The sequence below is a fragment of the Rhodococcus sp. IEGM 1366 genome, assembly GCF_033142425.1.
GTDB lineage: Bacteria > Actinomycetota > Actinomycetes > Mycobacteriales > Mycobacteriaceae > Rhodococcus_F > Rhodococcus_F globerula.
This window is the reverse complement of sequence record NZ_JAWLRZ010000009.1, coordinates 1-16,719: the sequence shown is the minus strand read 5'-3', so window position 1 is coordinate 16,719 and position 16,719 is coordinate 1. Positions and strand designations below refer to the sequence as shown.

The following is a 16,719-nucleotide window of genomic DNA, read 5'->3' as shown; positions in this document are numbered from 1 at the left end:
ATCGCCCCTTTTTGTGCTGTCAGATCAGGCGACTACTGCTGTTTCGATGGTGATCGGGGTGTTCGGGGCACCGCCGCCGGTGGCTCCCATGCTTCCGTCGTCACCGTCGGCGGCGATCTTCTCGATGGTTGCAAGACCGGCCTCGTCGATGGTCCCGAAAACGGTGTAGTCGGGCGGGAGCAGTGAATCGTCGTATACGAGGAAGAACTGGCTACCGTTGCTGTCCGGCTGTGATGAATGAGCCATGGCCAGAGTGCCGCGCGGGTAGACGACCGGCAACGACAGCGCCGGATCGTTCTCGGCGTACACGGTGGTCGGGTACTCGTTGGCAAAGCCGAATCCCGGTCCGCCCGTGCCCTGGCCCGAAGGATCTCCGCACTGGAGGATCTGCAGGCCCGGGCTGGTGACGAGGCGATGGCACGGGGTGTCGTCGAAGTACTTCTGCTCGACCAGGCTGACCATGCTGTTGACGGTGCACGGGGCGGCGGTGCGGTTGAGTTCCATACCGATCGGTCCGGCGGTGGTGGTCAACTGGACGTTTACGGTGCCCTCGGCGGGGACGCCGGTGGAAGTCGGTGTGTCAACCGTCTTGGCTGCACCCGCCGCCGGGGCATAGGTGCAGTCGACCGTGGCACCAGCAGGCGCCGGAACGGCGGGCAACTGTTCGAACTGCGACATGTCGAGTGGTGCTGACTTCGTGGTCGACTTCGCGCTCGCCTGAGTGCTCGACGACGCGGAATCGGACTCGGAGTCGTTACTGGAACACCCAGCGAGGACGAGGGCGGTGACGCCGACGGCCGCGATCAGAAGGGACGTGCGTTTCATCAGTCGATCCTTACAGTCTTGATATCGGTGGTGAGGTTCGGCGTGCCGTCGCCCTCGGGCGCGCTGCCACCCGCCGCGATCTTGTCGAGCGTCGCAAGCCCGGTTTCGTCGATCGTGCCGAATACGGTGTAGTCAGGCGGGAGCTGTGAATCGCCGTAGACGAGGAAGAACTGGCTACCGTTTGTGCCGGCCCCGGCGTTGGCCATCGCGATCATTCCGCGGCTGTACGTCACCGGCATCTGAGCGGCCGGGTCTGCGGCGTCGAAAGCAGTGGTCGGGTACTCGTTTTCGAAGCGGTAACCGGGTCCGCCGCTACCGGTGCCCGACGGGTCGCCGCACTGCAAGACCTGCAATGAGGGGCTCGTCGTCAGGCGATGGCATGTCGTGGCGTCGAAGTAGTTCTGACCCGCGAGGCTCACAAAGTTGTTGACCGTGCACGGCGACTTCGTTCCGTCGAGGACGAGGCCGATATTTCCCTGCGACGTCTCCATGCTGATGCTCGGCGTCGCGTCCGGCGCCGTGGTGGGGATGCCGTCCGCGCGCGGCGGGTTGTTCGGCTTGGATGCCGGCGCAGCGTCAGTCGGGTAAGCGCACGAGACGGTCTCTGCCAACGGCGTGAGCAAACCGGCAGGCATGGCGGCGGCAGTCTGCTCAGACGTCGATGTGGCGTCGTCAGCGGTGTTCTCGGTGCTGCTGTCGTCACCTCGGGTGAGCAGGACGATCCCGGCGACGACGGCAACAGCCACGACGACACCAGCAGCCGTGTAGACGATTGTCATTTGCTTGCGCTTGCGCGCCCGCTCGGCGCGGCGTTCGAGCTGGCGCTCGAGCTTGCGTTTTGCCGCCTGGCGGCGCTGCTCGTTACTCGGCACTGCTGGAGTCCTCCATATTCACGGGTGGAACTGCGTCTGGTCGGTATAACTTCAGTTGTCGGAAAGTCTCCCACTGCAACCTGAGAACTTACTGGCGGGGCAGCAGCTTTAGGCTGTACGTGACACCGTGTTGCCTGATTCGCCCTTCGAAGAGGAGTTACCTCAAGTGCTCGTGACTGGTTTTCCGGCCGGGATGTTCCAGACCAACTGCTACATACTCGCTCAGGACGATGCCTGCGAGTGTGTGGTGATCGATCCGGGTCAGGACGCTGCTGAGCCGCTGTTCGAGTTTCTCGACTCCAAGGACATGTCGGTGACGGCCGTGCTGCTGACGCACGGGCATCTCGATCACATGTGGTCTGCGCGTGAGGTCTGCGAGCGGTACTCGGCGCCGGCCTACATTCACCCGGATGATCGCTACATGCTCACCGATCCTGCCCGGGGAATCGGTCCGACGATGAAGGACTTCATCAAGGACATGTCCTTCGTCGAACCGGACGAGGTCATCGAACTATCCGACGGGGACTCGTTCGAGCTCGCCGGAATGTCCTTTGCGGTCGATCACACCCCGGGCCATACGCAGGGATCTGTTGTCTTCCGCACCCAGGCGGGTACTGCAGAAGGTCCAGTCGATCTGGCTTTCACAGGCGACACCCTGTTCCAGGGCTCAATCGGGCGAAGTGACCTTCCCGGTGGCAACCATGAACAATTGCTCGATTCCGTCGCGAAGAAACTTCTGATTCTCGACGACGCGACAGTCATCCTCCCCGGGCACGGCGACAACAGTTCGATCGGCGCCGAAAGAAGCTCCAATCCGTTTCTCGTTGGACTCAGCGGACAGAAATAAGGAAAAGTAACCACTCGTGAGTAAAGCCAGCACCTTCTCTGCACCCAAGGGCGTCCCGGATTACGTTCCGCCGCAATCCGCCGAATTTGTTGCCGTCCGTGACGGATTGACGCGCGCCGCACGTCTGGCCGGATACGGCCACATCGAATTGCCGATCTTCGAGGACACCGCACTGTTCGCCCGCGGCGTTGGCGAGTCGACCGACGTCGTCAGCAAAGAGATGTACACGTTCGCCGATCGCGGCGATCGTTCCGTGACTCTGCGCCCTGAGGGCACGGCCGGAGTCATGCGCGCCGTGATCGAGCACAACCTCGACCGTGGCACGCTTCCCGTCAAGGTCAGCTACGCGGGCCCGTTCTTCCGCTACGAGCGTCCGCAGGCGGGTCGCTACCGTCAGCTGCAGCAGGTGGGCGTCGAGGCCATCGGTATCGACGATCCGGCGCTCGACGCCGAGGTCATCGCCATTGCCGATGCCGGGTTCCGTTCGTTGGGACTCGACGGCTTCCGTCTCGAGATCACCTCGCTCGGCGACGACACCTGCCGCCCGCAGTACCGTGAACTGCTGCAGAAGTTCCTCTTTGCGCTGCCTCTCGACGAAGAAACCCGTCGCCGCGCCGAGATCAATCCGCTGCGCGTCCTAGATGACAAGCGTCCCGATGTCCGGGCGATGACGGCAGATGCGCCGCTCATGCTCGATCACTTGTCGGACAGCTGCAAGGCGCACTTCGACGAGGTCCTGAGCCACCTCGACGCGTTGGGTGTTCCGTACGTCGTCAATCCGCGCATGGTCCGTGGCCTCGACTACTACACGAAGACGACGTTCGAGTTCGTCCACGACGGTCTGGGCGCGCAGTCCGGTATCGGCGGCGGCGGTCGATACGACGGTCTGATGGAGCAGTTGGGTGGACAGCCGTTGTCCGGCATCGGTTTTGGTATCGGTGTCGACCGCACGGTGCTGGCACTCGAAGCTGAGGGCAAGTCCGTCGCTCCGCCGGCGCGCGTCGATGTGTTCGGCGTGCCGATGGGATCCGAAGCGAAGGGTAAGTTGGTTGCCATTGCACATCAGTTGCGTGGCAATGGCATTCGTGTCGATCTGGCCTACGGAAACCGTGGCGTCAAGGGGTCGATGAAGGCTGCCGACAAGTCCGGTGCGGCCTTTGCGCTTGTCCTGGGTGAGCGTGAACTCGAAGAAGGTGTTGTTGTCCTCAAGCACCTCTCGACGGGTGAGCAGGAGTCGGTTTCGCTCGATGAAATCGTCGACAGGCTCGGGACTCTCGTTGTCTCGTGACGTAGAACCGGTTTCGCTTGATCTTGTCCCGATCGCGCTGATTGCGCCGAGACTCAAGCGGATTGCCGTCGCGGTGATTGTGCTCGGTGTTGTGGTCGGCCTGGTCGTGAGCGTCTTTGCCTCGACGACGGTGGCGCTGCTGGTCGGCTTCGTCATCGCCGTTCCGACGTCGCTTGCGATCTTGATGACCTTGCGTCGACACATCACGTTGTACGGCAAGAAGATTCGGGCGCAGGCGGGTTTCCGCACCGGTGAGGTCGACGCGGCGGAGGTGGTCACCGCCGAGCTCATGGTGCGCACGGGGCGGATCAGCGAAGTCAGTATGAAGTTGACCGACGCGCGATCCAGCGTGCGAATTCCCCTTGCTCTCTACACCGCAGGGGGAGGGCGCGAGCTGGAAATCCTTGCGCTCCGCAAGCTGGCCGACGCCTTGGCATCGAGCGAGTTGGTGCCGGCAGCAGCCTTGTCGTCGGTACTGATCGAGCAACTGCGCGCGGAAGCGCGCGGTGCCGGTTTGGCGGAGCGGCCACTGTACCGGGCAGTGGAGCTGGTGAGCGCAACGGGAAGAGTGCCGAGAACCACACTCACGGACCACGAAGTGGCGGGTTTGCTGGACTAGCGTGGAAGTCGTTCGCAGAAGTGAAAGCAGAACGGCAAGTGGAGGAGTCGGCAATGAGTGTTTCGCCAGTAACCGTCACGGTGACCGGAGCGTCGGGTCAGATCGCCTACGGATTACTTTTCCGGATCGCTGCAGGTGACATGCTCGGACCCGATGTTCCGGTTCGCTTGCGACTGCTCGAAATTCCTTCTGCCGTGTCCTCTGCCGAGGGGGTGGCGATGGAACTCGAAGACGGCGCATTCCCGTTGCTGGACTCCATCGACATCACCGACAATCCCGACGTTGCGTTCTCCGGCGCAAACGTCGGGATGTTGGTGGGCGCTCGACCGCGCAGCAAGGGCATGGAGCGCGCCGATCTGCTCAGTGCCAACGGCGCGATCTTCACTGCACACGGCAAAGCGATCAACAACAATGCGGCCTCCGACGTGAAGCTGCTGGTGGTGGGCAACCCCGCCAACACCAATGCGCTGATCGCGATGAACAACGCTCCTGATGTTCCGAACGTACGCTTCACAGCTTTGACCAGGCTCGATCACAATCGCGCCATTGCGCAGGTGGTCAAGAAGACCGGTGCGGCGGCAGCGTCGGTTCGAAGGGTATCGATCTGGGGTAATCACTCCGCGAGCCAGTACCCGGACCTGTCTCACGCGACGGTCGCGGGCAAGCCGGCGCTCGACGTGATCAATGACCGCGAGTGGGTAGAGAACGATTTCATCCCGACGGTGCAGGTGCGGGGTACGGCGATTATCGCGGCCCGTGGATCGTCGTCAGCGGCGAGTGCGGCAAGTGCGTCGATCGATCACGTCCGCGACTGGGTCGGCGGAACGGCCGAGGGGGACTGGGTGTCGATGGCGGTTCCGTCGGATGGTTCGTACGGCGTTCCCGAGGGCTTGATCTCGTCGTTCCCCGTCACGTGTGCCGGTGGCGAGTACAGCATCGTTCAGGGGCTGTCGATCGACGAATTCTCGCGCGCTCGCATCGATATTTCGGTGAACGAGCTGGAACAAGAACGAAACGCGGTGCGCGAACTCGGGTTTGCCTGAACCGGACTCGGGCCCAAATTAGCGGAGCCGTTTGCTGTCGCAGCGCTCGGTGTGGTTCCGCCGCGTCGCGCGCTGATTGTGCCCCCGCGCGCCTGATCGATGCTGCGGGGGCTCATTTGTGCTGCGGGAGTGAACTGGTTCGTACTGCGTGGTGGAGAAACTGCGACGCTTTCCAAAAAGAGATATGACGAACATGTTCGTAACGAACATGTTCGTGTAGAGTTTCGGTATGTCAACTCCCAACCGCAGTCGCCGTGAGCGGCCGGCAAAACCCGCGCTTTCTCGCGAGGGGATCATCGCCGCAACTATCGAGATCGTGCGCGCCGAGGGGCTCGAGAAGGCAACCATGCGTCGTGTCGCGCAAGCACTCGACACAGGTCCTTCCGCGTTGTACGTCTATGTCGCGAACACTGCCGAACTGCATGGCGGCGTCCTCGACGAACTCGTTCGGACGCTGGAAGTGGCATCGGACGGAGACTGGCAAGATCGGCTGGTGACGCTACTGCGCGACTACGCGGACGTTCTGTTCGCGTTCCCCGGTTTGGCAAGATCGGCACTCGTGCTTCGTCCGTCTGGCCCGAATTCGCTCCGGATATTCGATCGGGTGCTCGGGCTGTTGATCGACGGCGGGGTTGATCCTGCGCGTGCGGCCTGGGGTGCTGATCTCCTTCTCCAGAATGCCACCGCGGCCGCCGCCGAGCACAGCACTCCCAGTCCGAGCGACATCGACGCATCCGTTGATGACGAGGCCGCGTGGGAAGGCCTTGTGCGCGCGGTTCGAACTGCCGACCCCAAGGAACTTCCCAGCATCGCCGAGCACGCCGATGCGATTCTCGCCGGCGCGCCCACCGAGCGCATGACGTGGTCGATACGAGCGCTCATTGCCGGTATCGCGGCCACTCCGACATCGTTCACGCACCATGAATTGTCCTGACTGAAACTACTTTTCGAGGAGAACCATGACTACTCACTATCCCATTGCGATCATCGGTGGGGGACTCGGTGGCCTCATCGCTGCCCGCGTCCTCCATGTTCACGGCATCACGTCGGCTGTGTTCGAACTCGAGCCCAGCCGCAGCACCCGAGTGCAAGGCGGCATGCTCGATATCCACGACCACAACGGCCAGAAGGCCATACGCGCCGCCGGTTTGTGGGAACCCTTCTGCGCGTTGATTCACCCTGGTGGCGAAGCAATGCGCGTACTCGATCACGCCGGAACAATCCTTCGGGAAGAGGTTGATGGCGGCACTCTCTCGCGACCCGAGGTAGACCGCGGCCACCTCCGCGACATGCTCATAGATTCTCTACCCGACGAGGCTATTCATTGGGGGCACAAAGTCACCCGAATCAGTCAGGTCGAGGGCGTTGCCGGTCGCCACGAGGTTTCCTTTGCGGACGGTGGGAGCATCACTACCGACCTCCTCATCGGTGCCGACGGCGCCTGGTCGAAAGTCCGGCCGCTCGTCTCCGACGCCTGGCCGACGTACAGCGGGATCTCCTTCATCGAAGCGGACCTGCTCGACGCCGATGAACGTCACCCCTCGGCGGCTGCGGTGATGGGCAGCGGCATGCTTTTTGCATTCCGCGGAAACATCGGAATCCTGGGCCACCGCGAAAGTGATGGGAGTCTGCACAGCTATTTGGGTGTCCGTGCCGATGAGAACTGGATTGACACTATCGATTTCACTGATGTTCCCGCGGCGACGAGTGCGATTCTCCGATTGCTCGACGGATGGGACAACTCCCTTCGTGACTTGATTGCGCGTGCCGACACCGGCTTGACTCCGCGCCGCATCTTCGCCCTCCCCATAGATCATTCCTGGAAGCGCGTCCCTGGCGTCACGCTCCTTGGTGACGCCGCGCACGTGATGTCCCCATTTGCAGGAGAAGGCGCGAATCTTGCGATGTACGACGGTGCGTTGCTCGCCCTGGCAGTCAGCGAACACTCTGGTGACGTCGAATCTGCGCTCGCGGCCTATGAAGCAGAGCTATTTCCGCGAGCAGCCAAGGCTGCTGCCGAATCTGCCGAGAGCCTCGAAATTCTCTTCAGTGAGAATTCGCCGCAGGGGTTGGTAGACATGTTCGCCGGCTTCGACGAGCAGGATGCTGCGGCGGCGACAACGTGACAGAATCTCAATTGCTTTCGGTCATTTCGGGGTAACAAGCCAAGTCGCAGTAGCAGCCTCCTTGTCGAATATTGCTGTGCATCAATGACTCTCGAGTGAATATTTTTGGAACCAGTCCGAAATGCCTCTTGAATCGAATGGTTGTTCGAGTATAATTGGGGTCACGGGTGGGGAGGCCTTGATGACTACGGTTAGCGATTTTGTTTCGGTGGGGGATGTTGTTGCCGGTTCGGCTGTGGGTGTGCGGGGCAGGTTGTGGCGATTGCGACCGGCTGAGGTTCGGGACGTTGCCGTCTGTGCGTCTGCGGAGATTCTTCGGTTGGAAGCGATTCGGGTTGCGGCAGTGGATGAGTTGGCACTCAATTCGGACGAGCAGGTGCTGTGCTACCGCGGTGTTGGTCGCTGGTTGGCGGCGAATACGATGCTGCAGAACGCGGCCGGTAACAAGATCGCTGCCCTCGGTGCCGCTTTGCGGGGGTTCCCGGATATTGCTGCGCAGTTCGAGGCCGGTGATCTCTCGCTCGATCATGCGGCAATGATCGCCTCGTTCTGCGAATCTCCACCAAAAGGTATGCCCGACAGGGCGTTACCGTCCTGCATGAAAACCCTTCTCGCTGCCGCATCCGGGGTCGAGGCGACCACCATCAAACTCCGCTACGCGATTGCAGTTCTGGAGCGGATTTTCGAATCCGACCAGGCGCCGCCCGGTGAGGATGATGACCTCAATGTCTTGCGGATTGCTCCGACGCTCAACGGTCGGGTGGCGATCAAGGGTGATTTCGATGCACTCACTGGTGAAATGTTGTTGTCGGCTCTGTCGGGTTTGTCGATGCCGAAACCGGCTGCTGACGGGACCCCGGATCAGCGGTCGGCTGCCAAACGCACCGCCGACGCCTTCACGGAATTGATTCGCCGGTATCTCGACAATGCCATGACCGGTGTTGACGGGGGCCAGCGTCCGCACGTGAATGTGCATATCACCGCGAAAGACCTTGCCGAGCATCGCGAATGCGCGACCATGCGCAGCGAAACCGCATCGGATGATGGCGAGTTCTACGGTAGTGCATTCGATGGCGACGAGCCTGATGTCGAGGATCTTGATGTCGGGTACATGCCGTGGATGGGGCCACTGAGTGTGAGCCTGACCCGGATGCTTGCGTGCGATTGCATGCTCTCGACAGTGTTGATGGACGGCGACGGCGCACCGTTGGATGCGACACCGCACAAACGCCTCGTCACACCGGAACAACGCACGGCGCTGATCGCCCGGGACAAAGGCTGCGCCTTCCCTAACTGTGATGCCGTACCTGCTTGGTGCGACGCGCACCATATAAAACCGTGGTCGGTGGGCGGTCTGACGGTGATGGACAACCTCACCCTCCTCTGCCGTAGCCACCACCGGTTGATCCACAGCACCAGCGGGTTCCGCGGCATCTGGGAAATCAAGATGGGCGATGATCACAAACCGTGGTTCATCCCACCAGCTGCGATCGACCCGAAACAACGACGCCGACGCTCCACAACCCGTCAAGGACCAGTGCATCGAGACTGAAAACGGTTCCACCGGAACTGAATACCGTGTGCAAGCTTCGCATCACCGACAAAGACGATGCGAAGCCCACACGCATGCGCCGGTTCAACTAGATTTCGAAAGCATCCTCGAGTCCAGGCTCGTTGTTCAGTGTCTCGGGTTTCAATTTGAGTAGATAGCAGAAGTACATCGCTCCTACTGTGATCAAGCCGGTCACCACCAATACCGGGGTCAAGGTTCCCGACGCAATCAGTACGAATAAGCTGAACAGTATCCACACGAGCGCGGCAATCGCGATCGGCAACTCGAAGCAGCCGAGGTCGAACGCGCCCGGCTTGTGATCGAGTCGCCTGCGTACGGCCAGATAGAGGACGATCGTCATGCCGTAGAGGAGGAACGGAATGATCGTTGATGCCAGGATCAATTCGAGCAATGCGGCACCTGGTAGTGCGATCATCAAGACGACGCCGATGACAAGAACCAGTATGGTCGCCGGGATCGGTGTCTTGGTACGAGGGTTGACTCGCCGCATCAGTCGGTGCGCAGGGAAGCGTGCATCGCGTGACATCGCAAAAATTATTCGTGACACTCCAGTCATCACGACCAGTCCGGCGGCAAAGAACGCTAATGATATCGCTACCAACAATATTCGCTCCACCACGGGACCAAGTTGATCTCGCATGATCGCGGCAACCGGTGAGCCGCTTTCGGTTATCTGGGGGATGTCGTCGATGGCGACGGTCAGGGCGATCAGGAAGAACATTCCCAGAATCCCGGCTGCCACTACCGATCCGACGATTGCGCGGGGGACACTCCGAAACGGGTCTCTGGCCTCTTCAGCCATGTTCGCTGCGGCGTCGAATCCCTGGAGCGTGGCAAAACCCAGAATCATCGCAGCCATCACCCCGCCGCCGACGGCAAAGTAATCGGGAGCGCCTTCGGTGATACCACGCGATGTGAGGTTGTCGGTTGTGCCGTTTCCCGTCACCACCACAGCAACGATCAGCGCAATGCCGAGCACCACAACAATCGCCAATTCGACACCTACAGCGGCTGAGTTAACCAGTGCGACAATCCGTGTCGAGGCAATGGCGAGCACAGTCTGAATCAGCAGAATGACTACGGTGATTACTCGTGCCGTGTCCTCGTTCGGTTCCATGTTGAGCAGGGGCATGAGGCACTGACTGGCAAGCGCATCGTCGATTGCGCTCACACCGATCGCCAACGCCCAGACTGCCAGCCAGCCGAATACCCAGCCCACTTTGGGGTTCGCCAGCCGCGACGCCCATTGGTAGGAAGACCCGCTGAGCGGAATGCGGGCTGCGAATTGCGCGTAAACCAACGCCACCAGGATTTGCCCGCATACTGCCACGACCCACAACCAGATTCCGACTGGTCCTGCGTTGGCAAGGACGGAATCGAAGGTTCCGAAGATGCCGATTACCACGGAGATGAACGCAAACGAGATCGCGAACATCTGGAATGAGTTCAGAGTTCGCTTCAGTTCGGGTTCGTAGCCGGCGCGTCGTGAGACATTGTCCGCGGTTGGGTCATCTGCCAGCGACTTTGTCACCGTGGTGACCTCGTATCTCTGAAGAGGTGTCTCGAAGACGTTCTTCGCAATCCCACGCTAACGCAGGTGGCGCGCGGGAGCCGGCCGCTTCCCCGGAATAACCTGGATAAACGTGCTTTGGGCCAGGAATATGTTGTGGGGCTTTGTTTTCACCGCATCTCGGCAACTAGCGGTTAACGCTGTCTATGCCTGCGCTCGTGGGTGGATAAAATCGCAGCCGCAGTGGCCGCGATCGTTCGATCGTTGTCCTGGGTCAGCCGGGCGAGAGCTCCGAGTGCTGATGGACCGGGAATCTCCGCAAGCGCCTGAGTAATTCGCAACCGCGTCGGTGCATCGGCGATGCTGTCGAGCGTGGTCTGCATCTGATCGACGATGGTGTCGGGTGATGGCGAGACGTCCGTCAAGATGCCTAGAACTTCGGCAGCCTCGACGTCGAGCTGGCCTGTCAAGACCATTTCGAGGAGGGCAGGGATCGCGTCGACGCTTCCCCGAGCGCCGAGAGCGAGAGCCGCGCGTGAGCGGACGGTGGTGTCGGAATCCTCGAGTGCTTGTCTCAGATGTGTGGTTGCCTCCGAGGTGTGTACGGCTGCAATTGCGGCAACGGCGCGGCGTCGGACGTCGACCTCCTGAGACCGGAGGCCGACGGCGAGATTTGTGACTCCCTGACCGGCGGCCCTGGCCAACGACCACTGGAGCGCGCCGGCGACATTGAGGTCGTCTTCCGTCAATGCAGCCTCGACCAATGCGTCGATGGGCAACGACGCATTGCCCTCCTGATTCAGGATTGCTTGTTGACGGCGGGCAGCAAACTCCGACTCGAGCGCACGCAACAGGGTGACCATTCGTAAAACGTCCTCCCACTCCGACGGTGCCGTGGCGTCGACGCGTTCGAGTTTCGTGAGCAGTTCCTGTTCGGCAGCGATGCGCTGGCGCGTGTGTTTGATGAGATCACCCACCAGATCGGCGGGAGCAAAATCGGGCTCGTCCAGGGCGCGTCTGGTTTCGTCCAACGAGAGCCCGAGCGTCCTCAGGCTCTCGACATGGAAGAGCCGGCGGATGTCGTCGGCTGAGTACTCGCGGTAGCCGCCGGACGTGCGGCCGGTGGGCTCCACCAGGCCCAAGGCGTCGTAGTGACGCAACATTCGCGTACTGACACCGGACTGCCGCGAGACTTCGCCGATCAACATCTTTACTCCTGTTCACTACGTGTGCGGCCCGACGATAGCTACACGCTGCGCCAATTCCACTGCGAGGGTGAAGCCACTGTCGGGATCCAAGTAAAGCCGCTTAGTTGCAACTGCATGTGCGCGAACCTTTGGATCAGGACTCGTCGCAGCCGCGTCGAGGATCGGTAGGACGGAATCTCCGAGACTCACCAGCGCCCGGCTGAGGCTGAGGTGCATGTCCGTGTCGCCTCGTCCGAGTTCAGTGGCCAGATCAGCCGCAAGCGCGGCCTCGTCACCTGGTCGTACGAGTGCCACAGCCGCCCGCCACGCGCTGCGCGCGACCTCGTCGTGGTCGTCATGCAGCAGTGCTATCACGGCAGGCCAGGAGTCAGGGTCCCCGATCTTGGACAGGGTGTGCAGCGCCTGGCTGCGAGCCTGGACGGAGTCGGATTCGAGCTCGCCGGTCAGTCTCGGCACTGTCACTTCGGCGGGGAGTCGGCACAATGCCCATGTAAGCATGTCGCGGACAAAGAAATCCGGTTCAACAGCGCACCGATCGACAAGGGCTTCCATCAAGCCCGGATCACCCCGGGTACCTAGAGCGAGTGCAGCCCGAAGCCGGTCCGACGAATCCGCTGCAGCCAGCGCGTCGACGAGATGGGTATTCGACCCACCGTTATTGGTTGTGTTCATGACAACCACCTCCTTCGTCGACCATTTGAGTGCTTGTCACTGTGTCAAGGTCAAGCCCGTTGTCGGTAGTCGTTGATGACCGTGGTGGAAAACCTGTACGACGGTCATCTGGCTCCAGATTCGAGTTGTTCGACGGCCGGCATTCTCGGCGCGAAATGCGTGCAGAGGTCGCGTACGCACTTGAGGCAATGAATGCACTCACGTAGTCCTGCAACGGAGCGATGGAAAACTGCGCGAGCCGGTAGTGATAGTTATCGAAGCGACGGCAATCGAGCACTACAGCGCGGGTTGACTACTGACGCTGATGGCCTCGTGCCTGGCACTCTCAACTTCGCGTGGACATTGGGGGGTTATTGTCGCGAGATGGTCGCGCGGTCGCCGGTTCGCGTCGAGCACCTCGTCGACCGACGACATAGACGCTCGGAGTTCCGCTTCGAGGCAGGTTTTGGCTTTGGTCGAGGTTGGAGATGATCGCTTGCGTGTCTGCCGCGCCGTTCGGTCAGTTGGGTCGACCGTTTAGTTGGGTGATTGCCGGCAAGGGGTTGCGGAGTCTAGGTTCTGCTGTCTCACTGTTCTGCTGTCTCACTACTGAAAATTTCAGCGGTACTCGACTTGTGAGTTGCCCCGAACTTACAGTTAATCATTAGCTGCGGCCGCGGAATTTGATTTGTGACGGAAATTGAGCGGAGCTTCTGCACTGTCTGAGCGTCCAGGGCGAATCACCGATCAGAGACAGTCTCTTGCAGTGCAAATTGCCCTGATCTGTTGGGAAACGAGAGGTGTGCGTCCATCAACAATGGCGTGATGTCGGTTACGATTTCTCGATGTTAGTTCTCCCTCTGGTAGCCGAATCTGCTTGCCGAGGTGGATAAGGCGGAAGCGTGGATGATTTGTCTCTCTGGCTGCAAGGAATCTGTATCTGCTGGTCGAGATTCTTTAATGTCGGATGCTAAAATCGGCGTAGTGCCCAGGTATCCGTGAGGAGGTGTGCAGTGGCGTTGGAGTCTCAGTCGCATTCACTGCGCGGTGTTTACGGGATCTCGGTGATGTCGGAGCTATCCGGAGTCGGGCCTCAGACGTTGCGTTTGTACGAGCGGCGGGGGTTGTTGACGCCTACTCGCACTGGTGGTGGAACGCGTCGGTACAGCGAGTCAGATTTGGAGACTTTGCGTCGTATTACCGGGTTGGTCGATGACGGGGTCAATTTGGTTGCTGTGCGGTTGATTCTTTCGCTCGAGGCGGAGAATTCGGTGCTTGCGGCGCGGATTGCTCAGCTGAGTGAATCTGCCGACAGCCTTGCTTGATTGAACACGCGATTTGCTGGAAGTCTGCGTCTGCAACGATCTTGTTTTCTTCGGACACAAGGATTTTCGTCGTTATGTCGGCCGCGTCCGTGAGCGGTGGTTGTGCGGTTCGGTAAGAAACTCCGTCGATACGCGGTCGGTGCGGGATTGAAAGAACCGCGGACCGCCCGTGTTCGGGTGAAATTCTGGCGTCGGATGCCGGTGGGGGAGCTTTTGATCGATTGTGGCCGGAAACGCCCCACCGCGTGAGTCTGCGAGGTGGGGCGTTTCCAGACTGTGCGACCACCTACTGCGTGACATGCGAAGCCGAGCAGGTGCTCGCAGGTTGCTACAGGTGAGGCTTCAGTTGAATCTTGACTGCTCCATCCTGCTTCTTCTGAAAGATCTCGTACGCGTGCGGTGCCTGTTCCAATGGCAGTTGGTGGGTGGCGAAGGTGTCGACTCCGAGGGGGTCGTCGTCCGTCAGGAGCGGAATGATGTCGTTGACCCACTTCTTGACGTTGGCTTGGCCCATTCGCAGTTGAATCTGCTTGTCGAACAAAGTCATCAGAGGAAGTGGGTCGATCTTTCCGCCGTACACGCCGATCACCGAGATCGTTCCGCCGCGTCGGACGATGTCAATTGCCGAATACAACGCGCCTAAACGGTCGAGACCGGCGGTGCGCATTGCCGGTGCGGCAATCGCGTCGGGAAGTAGTCCGATGAATTGCTGCGCGAGCTTCGCGATTGGCGACCCGTGAGCCTCCATGCCGACAGCGTCGATCACGGAATCCGTTCCGCGGCCGTCGGTGAGAGCGCGGACGGCGTCGCCGATCTTGTCGCCGTAGTCGTCGAGGTTGAGTGTTTCAACGCCGCGCTTTTCCAGGCGTGCGAGGCGTTCGGGTACCCGGTCGATGCCGATGACTCGAAACCCTTTGTGTTGAGCAATGCGAGCGGCCATATCTCCGATCGGTCCGAGGCCGAGGATCGTCACGGAACCACCCGGTGGCACTGCGGCGTACTCAACCGATTGCCAGGCCGTCGGCAGCACGTCGGAAAGGTAGACGAAGCGTGAATCGTCAGGTCCTTCAGGTACTTTGATATGAGTGAACTGCGCTTGTGGGACCCGCAAGTACTCAGCTTGTCCGCCTGGTACCGAGCCGTAAAGTTCGGAGAATCCGAACAATGCCGCGCCGGTGCCTTGGTCACGGACCTGCGTCGTTTCGCACTGCGTGTACAAGCTGGAGTTGCACATGAAGCAGTTGCCGCATGAAATTTGGAAGGGGATGACGACACGGTCACCGACTTCGAGATCAGTGATGTCGGATCCGATCTCCTCGACAATCCCGATGGGCTCGTGACCGAGGATGTCCCCCGGGTTCATGAACGCGCCCAAGGTCTCGTACAGGTGTAGGTCGGATCCACAGATGTTTGTGGTGGTGACTTTGATGATGGCGTCGGTGGGTTCGACGATGGTGGGATCGGGAACTGTTTCGACGCTGATCTTCCGCTTACCTTGCCATGTAACTGCGCGCACGTTGATCGACCTCTTCTCGCTGGAATGTTGTCGCCGTTCGCCTGCCCTAAACGACTGAAGTGCAAACAAAATCGGCCGGGCCATCAGTGGCTCGTCACGTGCCCTGGAGTCTCCAGGGCTATGGGTTTACGTGGGGAACCATCCGCATGTACGAAGAAGAACGACGGAGAATGGCTCCTCTGCAGTTACAGAACTGATCTTCCTCGGCGGTGCAGCGTGACTGCCGATTTCGGCCGCACCGGGAGCCGCTCACTGACAACTTGTCAGAGTCGGCTCCATACTCGATGCGACTTGAGCAGTGTGACCACTTGTTCAAGTACCGATACGCTGTCCTCGCCGGTCACGACGCCGTCCGCCGCAGTGAGTTCTGCGGTTTCGAGAAGTTCCGTCGCGTCATTCCATGCGCCGATGGCCTTGCCATGGCGGAACATTTCCGAGAGGAGAATGTCCAGGCGCGGGTCCGCCGGTACCCCTGCGAGTAGAAGTGCGTCGAATTCGATCGATCGTGCAGTGTCGAAGGTACGCGAGACGGGGACAACGACCGAGTCCGAGACCAATTCACCGCCGTGGGGGCCGATCACCAATGGCACCATTGCGTCGGCTGCTATAGCTGACACCGCTGCGGTGACCGCGGCGAGATCGGAGTTCTCATCGGCGACGATGCCGATCACCCGGCCGGTGACCGGCCACTGCGCGCCGACCTGCGATAGAGCAGGGCTAGGCATCGGTGCGTCGTCGAACGGGACGGACGGCTTCGGGGCCGGGAGGCCGAGCCCGGCGGCGACTCTCGCGCACAGGTCGGGATCGATGTTGGCGATCACATCGAGGGCTCGTTCCTTGATCGTTTGTTCGTAGCACTTTCCTAGTTCGAAGGTGTATGCCTGTGCGACATGGTCTTGTTCGATGACAGTGAGACTGCTGTAAAACAGACGCGCCTGTGAGTAATGGTCGTCGAATGTGGCTGGTGTGCCGCGAAGTTTCGTACCGGCCTCGAGCGCTACCGGTACTTCGACGAACGCCCCGACTTCTGCGCCGGCCATGAAGGGACAGCCACCGTCGAGGGAGTTCGGCTTGTAGGGGGCGACACCGGAATGTACTGCGCTTTGGTGCATTCCGTCGCGGAACGTGTCGTTGACCGGTGCGTGTGGGCGGTTGATCGGGATCTGACCGAAGTTGGGTCCACCCAGCCGGCTGATCTGGGTGTCCAGGTAGGAGAACAGGCGGGCCTGTAGTAGCGGGTCGTCGGTGACGTCGATACCGGGCACGAGGTGCCCTGGGTGGAAGGCGATCTGTTCGGTTTCGGCGAAGAAATTGGT

15 protein-coding genes are annotated in these 16,719 nt (G+C 60.7%); 8 read left to right on the top strand and 7 right to left on the bottom strand.

All coding sequences use genetic code 11. The annotated features are described in order from the left end of the window. Positions 1 to 24: 24 nt before the first annotated feature. Together R4P64_RS26185 and R4P64_RS26180 are read right to left on the bottom strand one after the other, a co-directional pair. Entirely contained in the window at positions 25 to 825 is an 801-nt protein-coding gene (locus R4P64_RS26185) for a peptidylprolyl isomerase (RefSeq protein ID WP_033234663.1), read from the bottom strand. Further along, positions 825 to 1,697 (bottom strand): peptidylprolyl isomerase, encoded by an 873-nt coding sequence (locus R4P64_RS26180; protein WP_317823264.1) that lies wholly within the window; start codon positions 1,695 to 1,697, stop codon positions 825 to 827. The genes R4P64_RS26185 and R4P64_RS26180 overlap by 1 nt, the downstream gene beginning before the upstream one ends. 166 nt (positions 1,698 to 1,863) lie before the next feature. Between R4P64_RS26180 and R4P64_RS26175 the strand changes: the two genes are divergently transcribed. The 7 genes from R4P64_RS26175 (at position 1,864) to R4P64_RS26145 (ending at position 9,172) form a co-directional block, all read left to right on the top strand. Next, complete coding sequence (locus tag R4P64_RS26175) at positions 1,864 to 2,544, top strand: MBL fold metallo-hydrolase (protein ID WP_092808188.1); 681 nt, start codon at positions 1,864 to 1,866, stop codon at positions 2,542 to 2,544. 16 nt (positions 2,545 to 2,560) lie between these two features. Continuing rightward, positions 2,561 to 3,832, top strand: coding sequence for a histidine--tRNA ligase (gene hisS, locus R4P64_RS26170; RefSeq protein ID WP_045067532.1), 1,272 nt, complete (start codon positions 2,561 to 2,563; stop codon positions 3,830 to 3,832). Continuing rightward, a complete protein-coding gene (locus R4P64_RS26165) occupies positions 3,792 to 4,451 on the top strand; it encodes a hypothetical protein (protein WP_411742709.1) in 660 nt (219 codons plus the stop codon). The genes hisS and R4P64_RS26165 overlap by 41 nt, the downstream gene beginning before the upstream one ends. A 53-nt stretch (positions 4,452 to 4,504) precedes the next feature. Continuing rightward, positions 4,505 to 5,494, top strand: a complete 990-nt coding sequence (locus tag R4P64_RS26160; protein WP_033234659.1) for a malate dehydrogenase — start codon at positions 4,505 to 4,507, stop codon at positions 5,492 to 5,494. Between the two features lie 229 nt (positions 5,495 to 5,723). Beyond that, positions 5,724 to 6,428, top strand: a complete 705-nt coding sequence (locus R4P64_RS26155; protein ID WP_317823263.1) for a TetR/AcrR family transcriptional regulator — start codon at positions 5,724 to 5,726, stop codon at positions 6,426 to 6,428. A gap of 25 nt (positions 6,429 to 6,453) precedes the next feature. Then, entirely contained in the window at positions 6,454 to 7,620 is a 1,167-nt protein-coding gene (locus R4P64_RS26150) for an NAD(P)/FAD-dependent oxidoreductase (RefSeq protein ID WP_317823262.1), read from the top strand. A gap of 181 nt (positions 7,621 to 7,801) precedes the next feature. Then, positions 7,802 to 9,172 carry an HNH endonuclease signature motif containing protein gene (locus R4P64_RS26145; RefSeq protein ID WP_317823261.1) on the top strand — a complete coding sequence of 457 codons (1,371 nt, stop codon included), beginning with the start codon at positions 7,802 to 7,804 and terminating at the stop codon, positions 9,170 to 9,172. Between the two features lie 88 nt (positions 9,173 to 9,260). Here the strand turns inward: R4P64_RS26145 and R4P64_RS26140 are convergent, their stop codons facing one another. The 3 genes from R4P64_RS26140 to R4P64_RS26130 all read right to left on the bottom strand — a co-directional run bounded on the left by R4P64_RS26140 (position 9,261) and on the right by R4P64_RS26130 (position 12,583). Beyond that, the gene (locus R4P64_RS26140) at positions 9,261 to 10,724 is read right to left on the bottom strand and encodes an APC family permease (RefSeq protein ID WP_317823260.1); all 1,464 of its coding nucleotides are present in this window, start codon (positions 10,722 to 10,724) and stop codon (positions 9,261 to 9,263) included. Between the two features lie 173 nt (positions 10,725 to 10,897). Continuing rightward, positions 10,898 to 11,911: a HEAT repeat domain-containing protein gene (locus tag R4P64_RS26135; RefSeq protein ID WP_317540436.1), complete on the bottom strand. Its 1,014-nt coding sequence runs from the start codon at positions 11,909 to 11,911 to the stop codon at positions 10,898 to 10,900. A 15-nt stretch (positions 11,912 to 11,926) separates the two neighbouring features. Continuing rightward, positions 11,927 to 12,583: a HEAT repeat domain-containing protein gene (locus tag R4P64_RS26130; RefSeq protein ID WP_317823259.1), complete on the bottom strand. Its 657-nt coding sequence runs from the start codon at positions 12,581 to 12,583 to the stop codon at positions 11,927 to 11,929. Positions 12,584 to 13,575: 992 nt separating this feature from the next. On the opposite strand from R4P64_RS26130, the gene R4P64_RS26125 reads away from it, so the two are divergent. Beyond that, the gene (locus R4P64_RS26125; protein WP_317823257.1) at positions 13,576 to 13,887 is read left to right on the top strand and encodes a MerR family transcriptional regulator; all 312 of its coding nucleotides are present in this window, start codon (positions 13,576 to 13,578) and stop codon (positions 13,885 to 13,887) included. A gap of 328 nt (positions 13,888 to 14,215) precedes the next feature. Here R4P64_RS26125 and R4P64_RS26120 read toward each other — a convergent pair whose 3' ends face one another. Together R4P64_RS26120 and R4P64_RS26115 are read right to left on the bottom strand one after the other, a co-directional pair. Further along, complete coding sequence (locus tag R4P64_RS26120) at positions 14,216 to 15,403, bottom strand: zinc-dependent alcohol dehydrogenase (protein WP_033234652.1); 1,188 nt, start codon at positions 15,401 to 15,403, stop codon at positions 14,216 to 14,218. 263 nt (positions 15,404 to 15,666) lie between these two features. Further along, on the bottom strand, positions 15,667 to 16,719 hold a 1,053-nt coding region (locus R4P64_RS26115; protein ID WP_317823256.1), incomplete at its 5' end, for a catalase.

Excerpts from the sequence above, each read along its gene's own strand:
- R4P64_RS26160 (WP_033234659.1), top strand. The coding sequence starts at position 4,505 with ATGAGTGTTTCGCCAGTAACCGTCACGGTGACCGGAGCGTCGGGTCAG.
- R4P64_RS26145 (WP_317823261.1), top strand. The coding sequence starts at position 7,802 with ATGACTACGGTTAGCGATTTTGTTTCGGTGGGGGATGTTGTTGCCGGT.
- R4P64_RS26135 (WP_317540436.1), bottom strand. The coding sequence starts at position 11,911 with ATGTTGATCGGCGAAGTCTCGCGGCAGTCCGGTGTCAGTACGCGAATG.
- R4P64_RS26155 (WP_317823263.1), top strand. The coding sequence starts at position 5,724 with ATGTCAACTCCCAACCGCAGTCGCCGTGAGCGGCCGGCAAAACCCGCG.
- R4P64_RS26185 (WP_033234663.1), bottom strand. The coding sequence starts at position 825 with ATGAAACGCACGTCCCTTCTGATCGCGGCCGTCGGCGTCACCGCCCTC.
- R4P64_RS26150 (WP_317823262.1), top strand. The coding sequence starts at position 6,454 with ATGACTACTCACTATCCCATTGCGATCATCGGTGGGGGACTCGGTGGC.
- R4P64_RS26165 (WP_411742709.1), top strand. The coding sequence starts at position 3,792 with ATGAAATCGTCGACAGGCTCGGGACTCTCGTTGTCTCGTGACGTAGAA.
- R4P64_RS26130 (WP_317823259.1), bottom strand. The coding sequence starts at position 12,583 with ATGAACACAACCAATAACGGTGGGTCGAATACCCATCTCGTCGACGCG.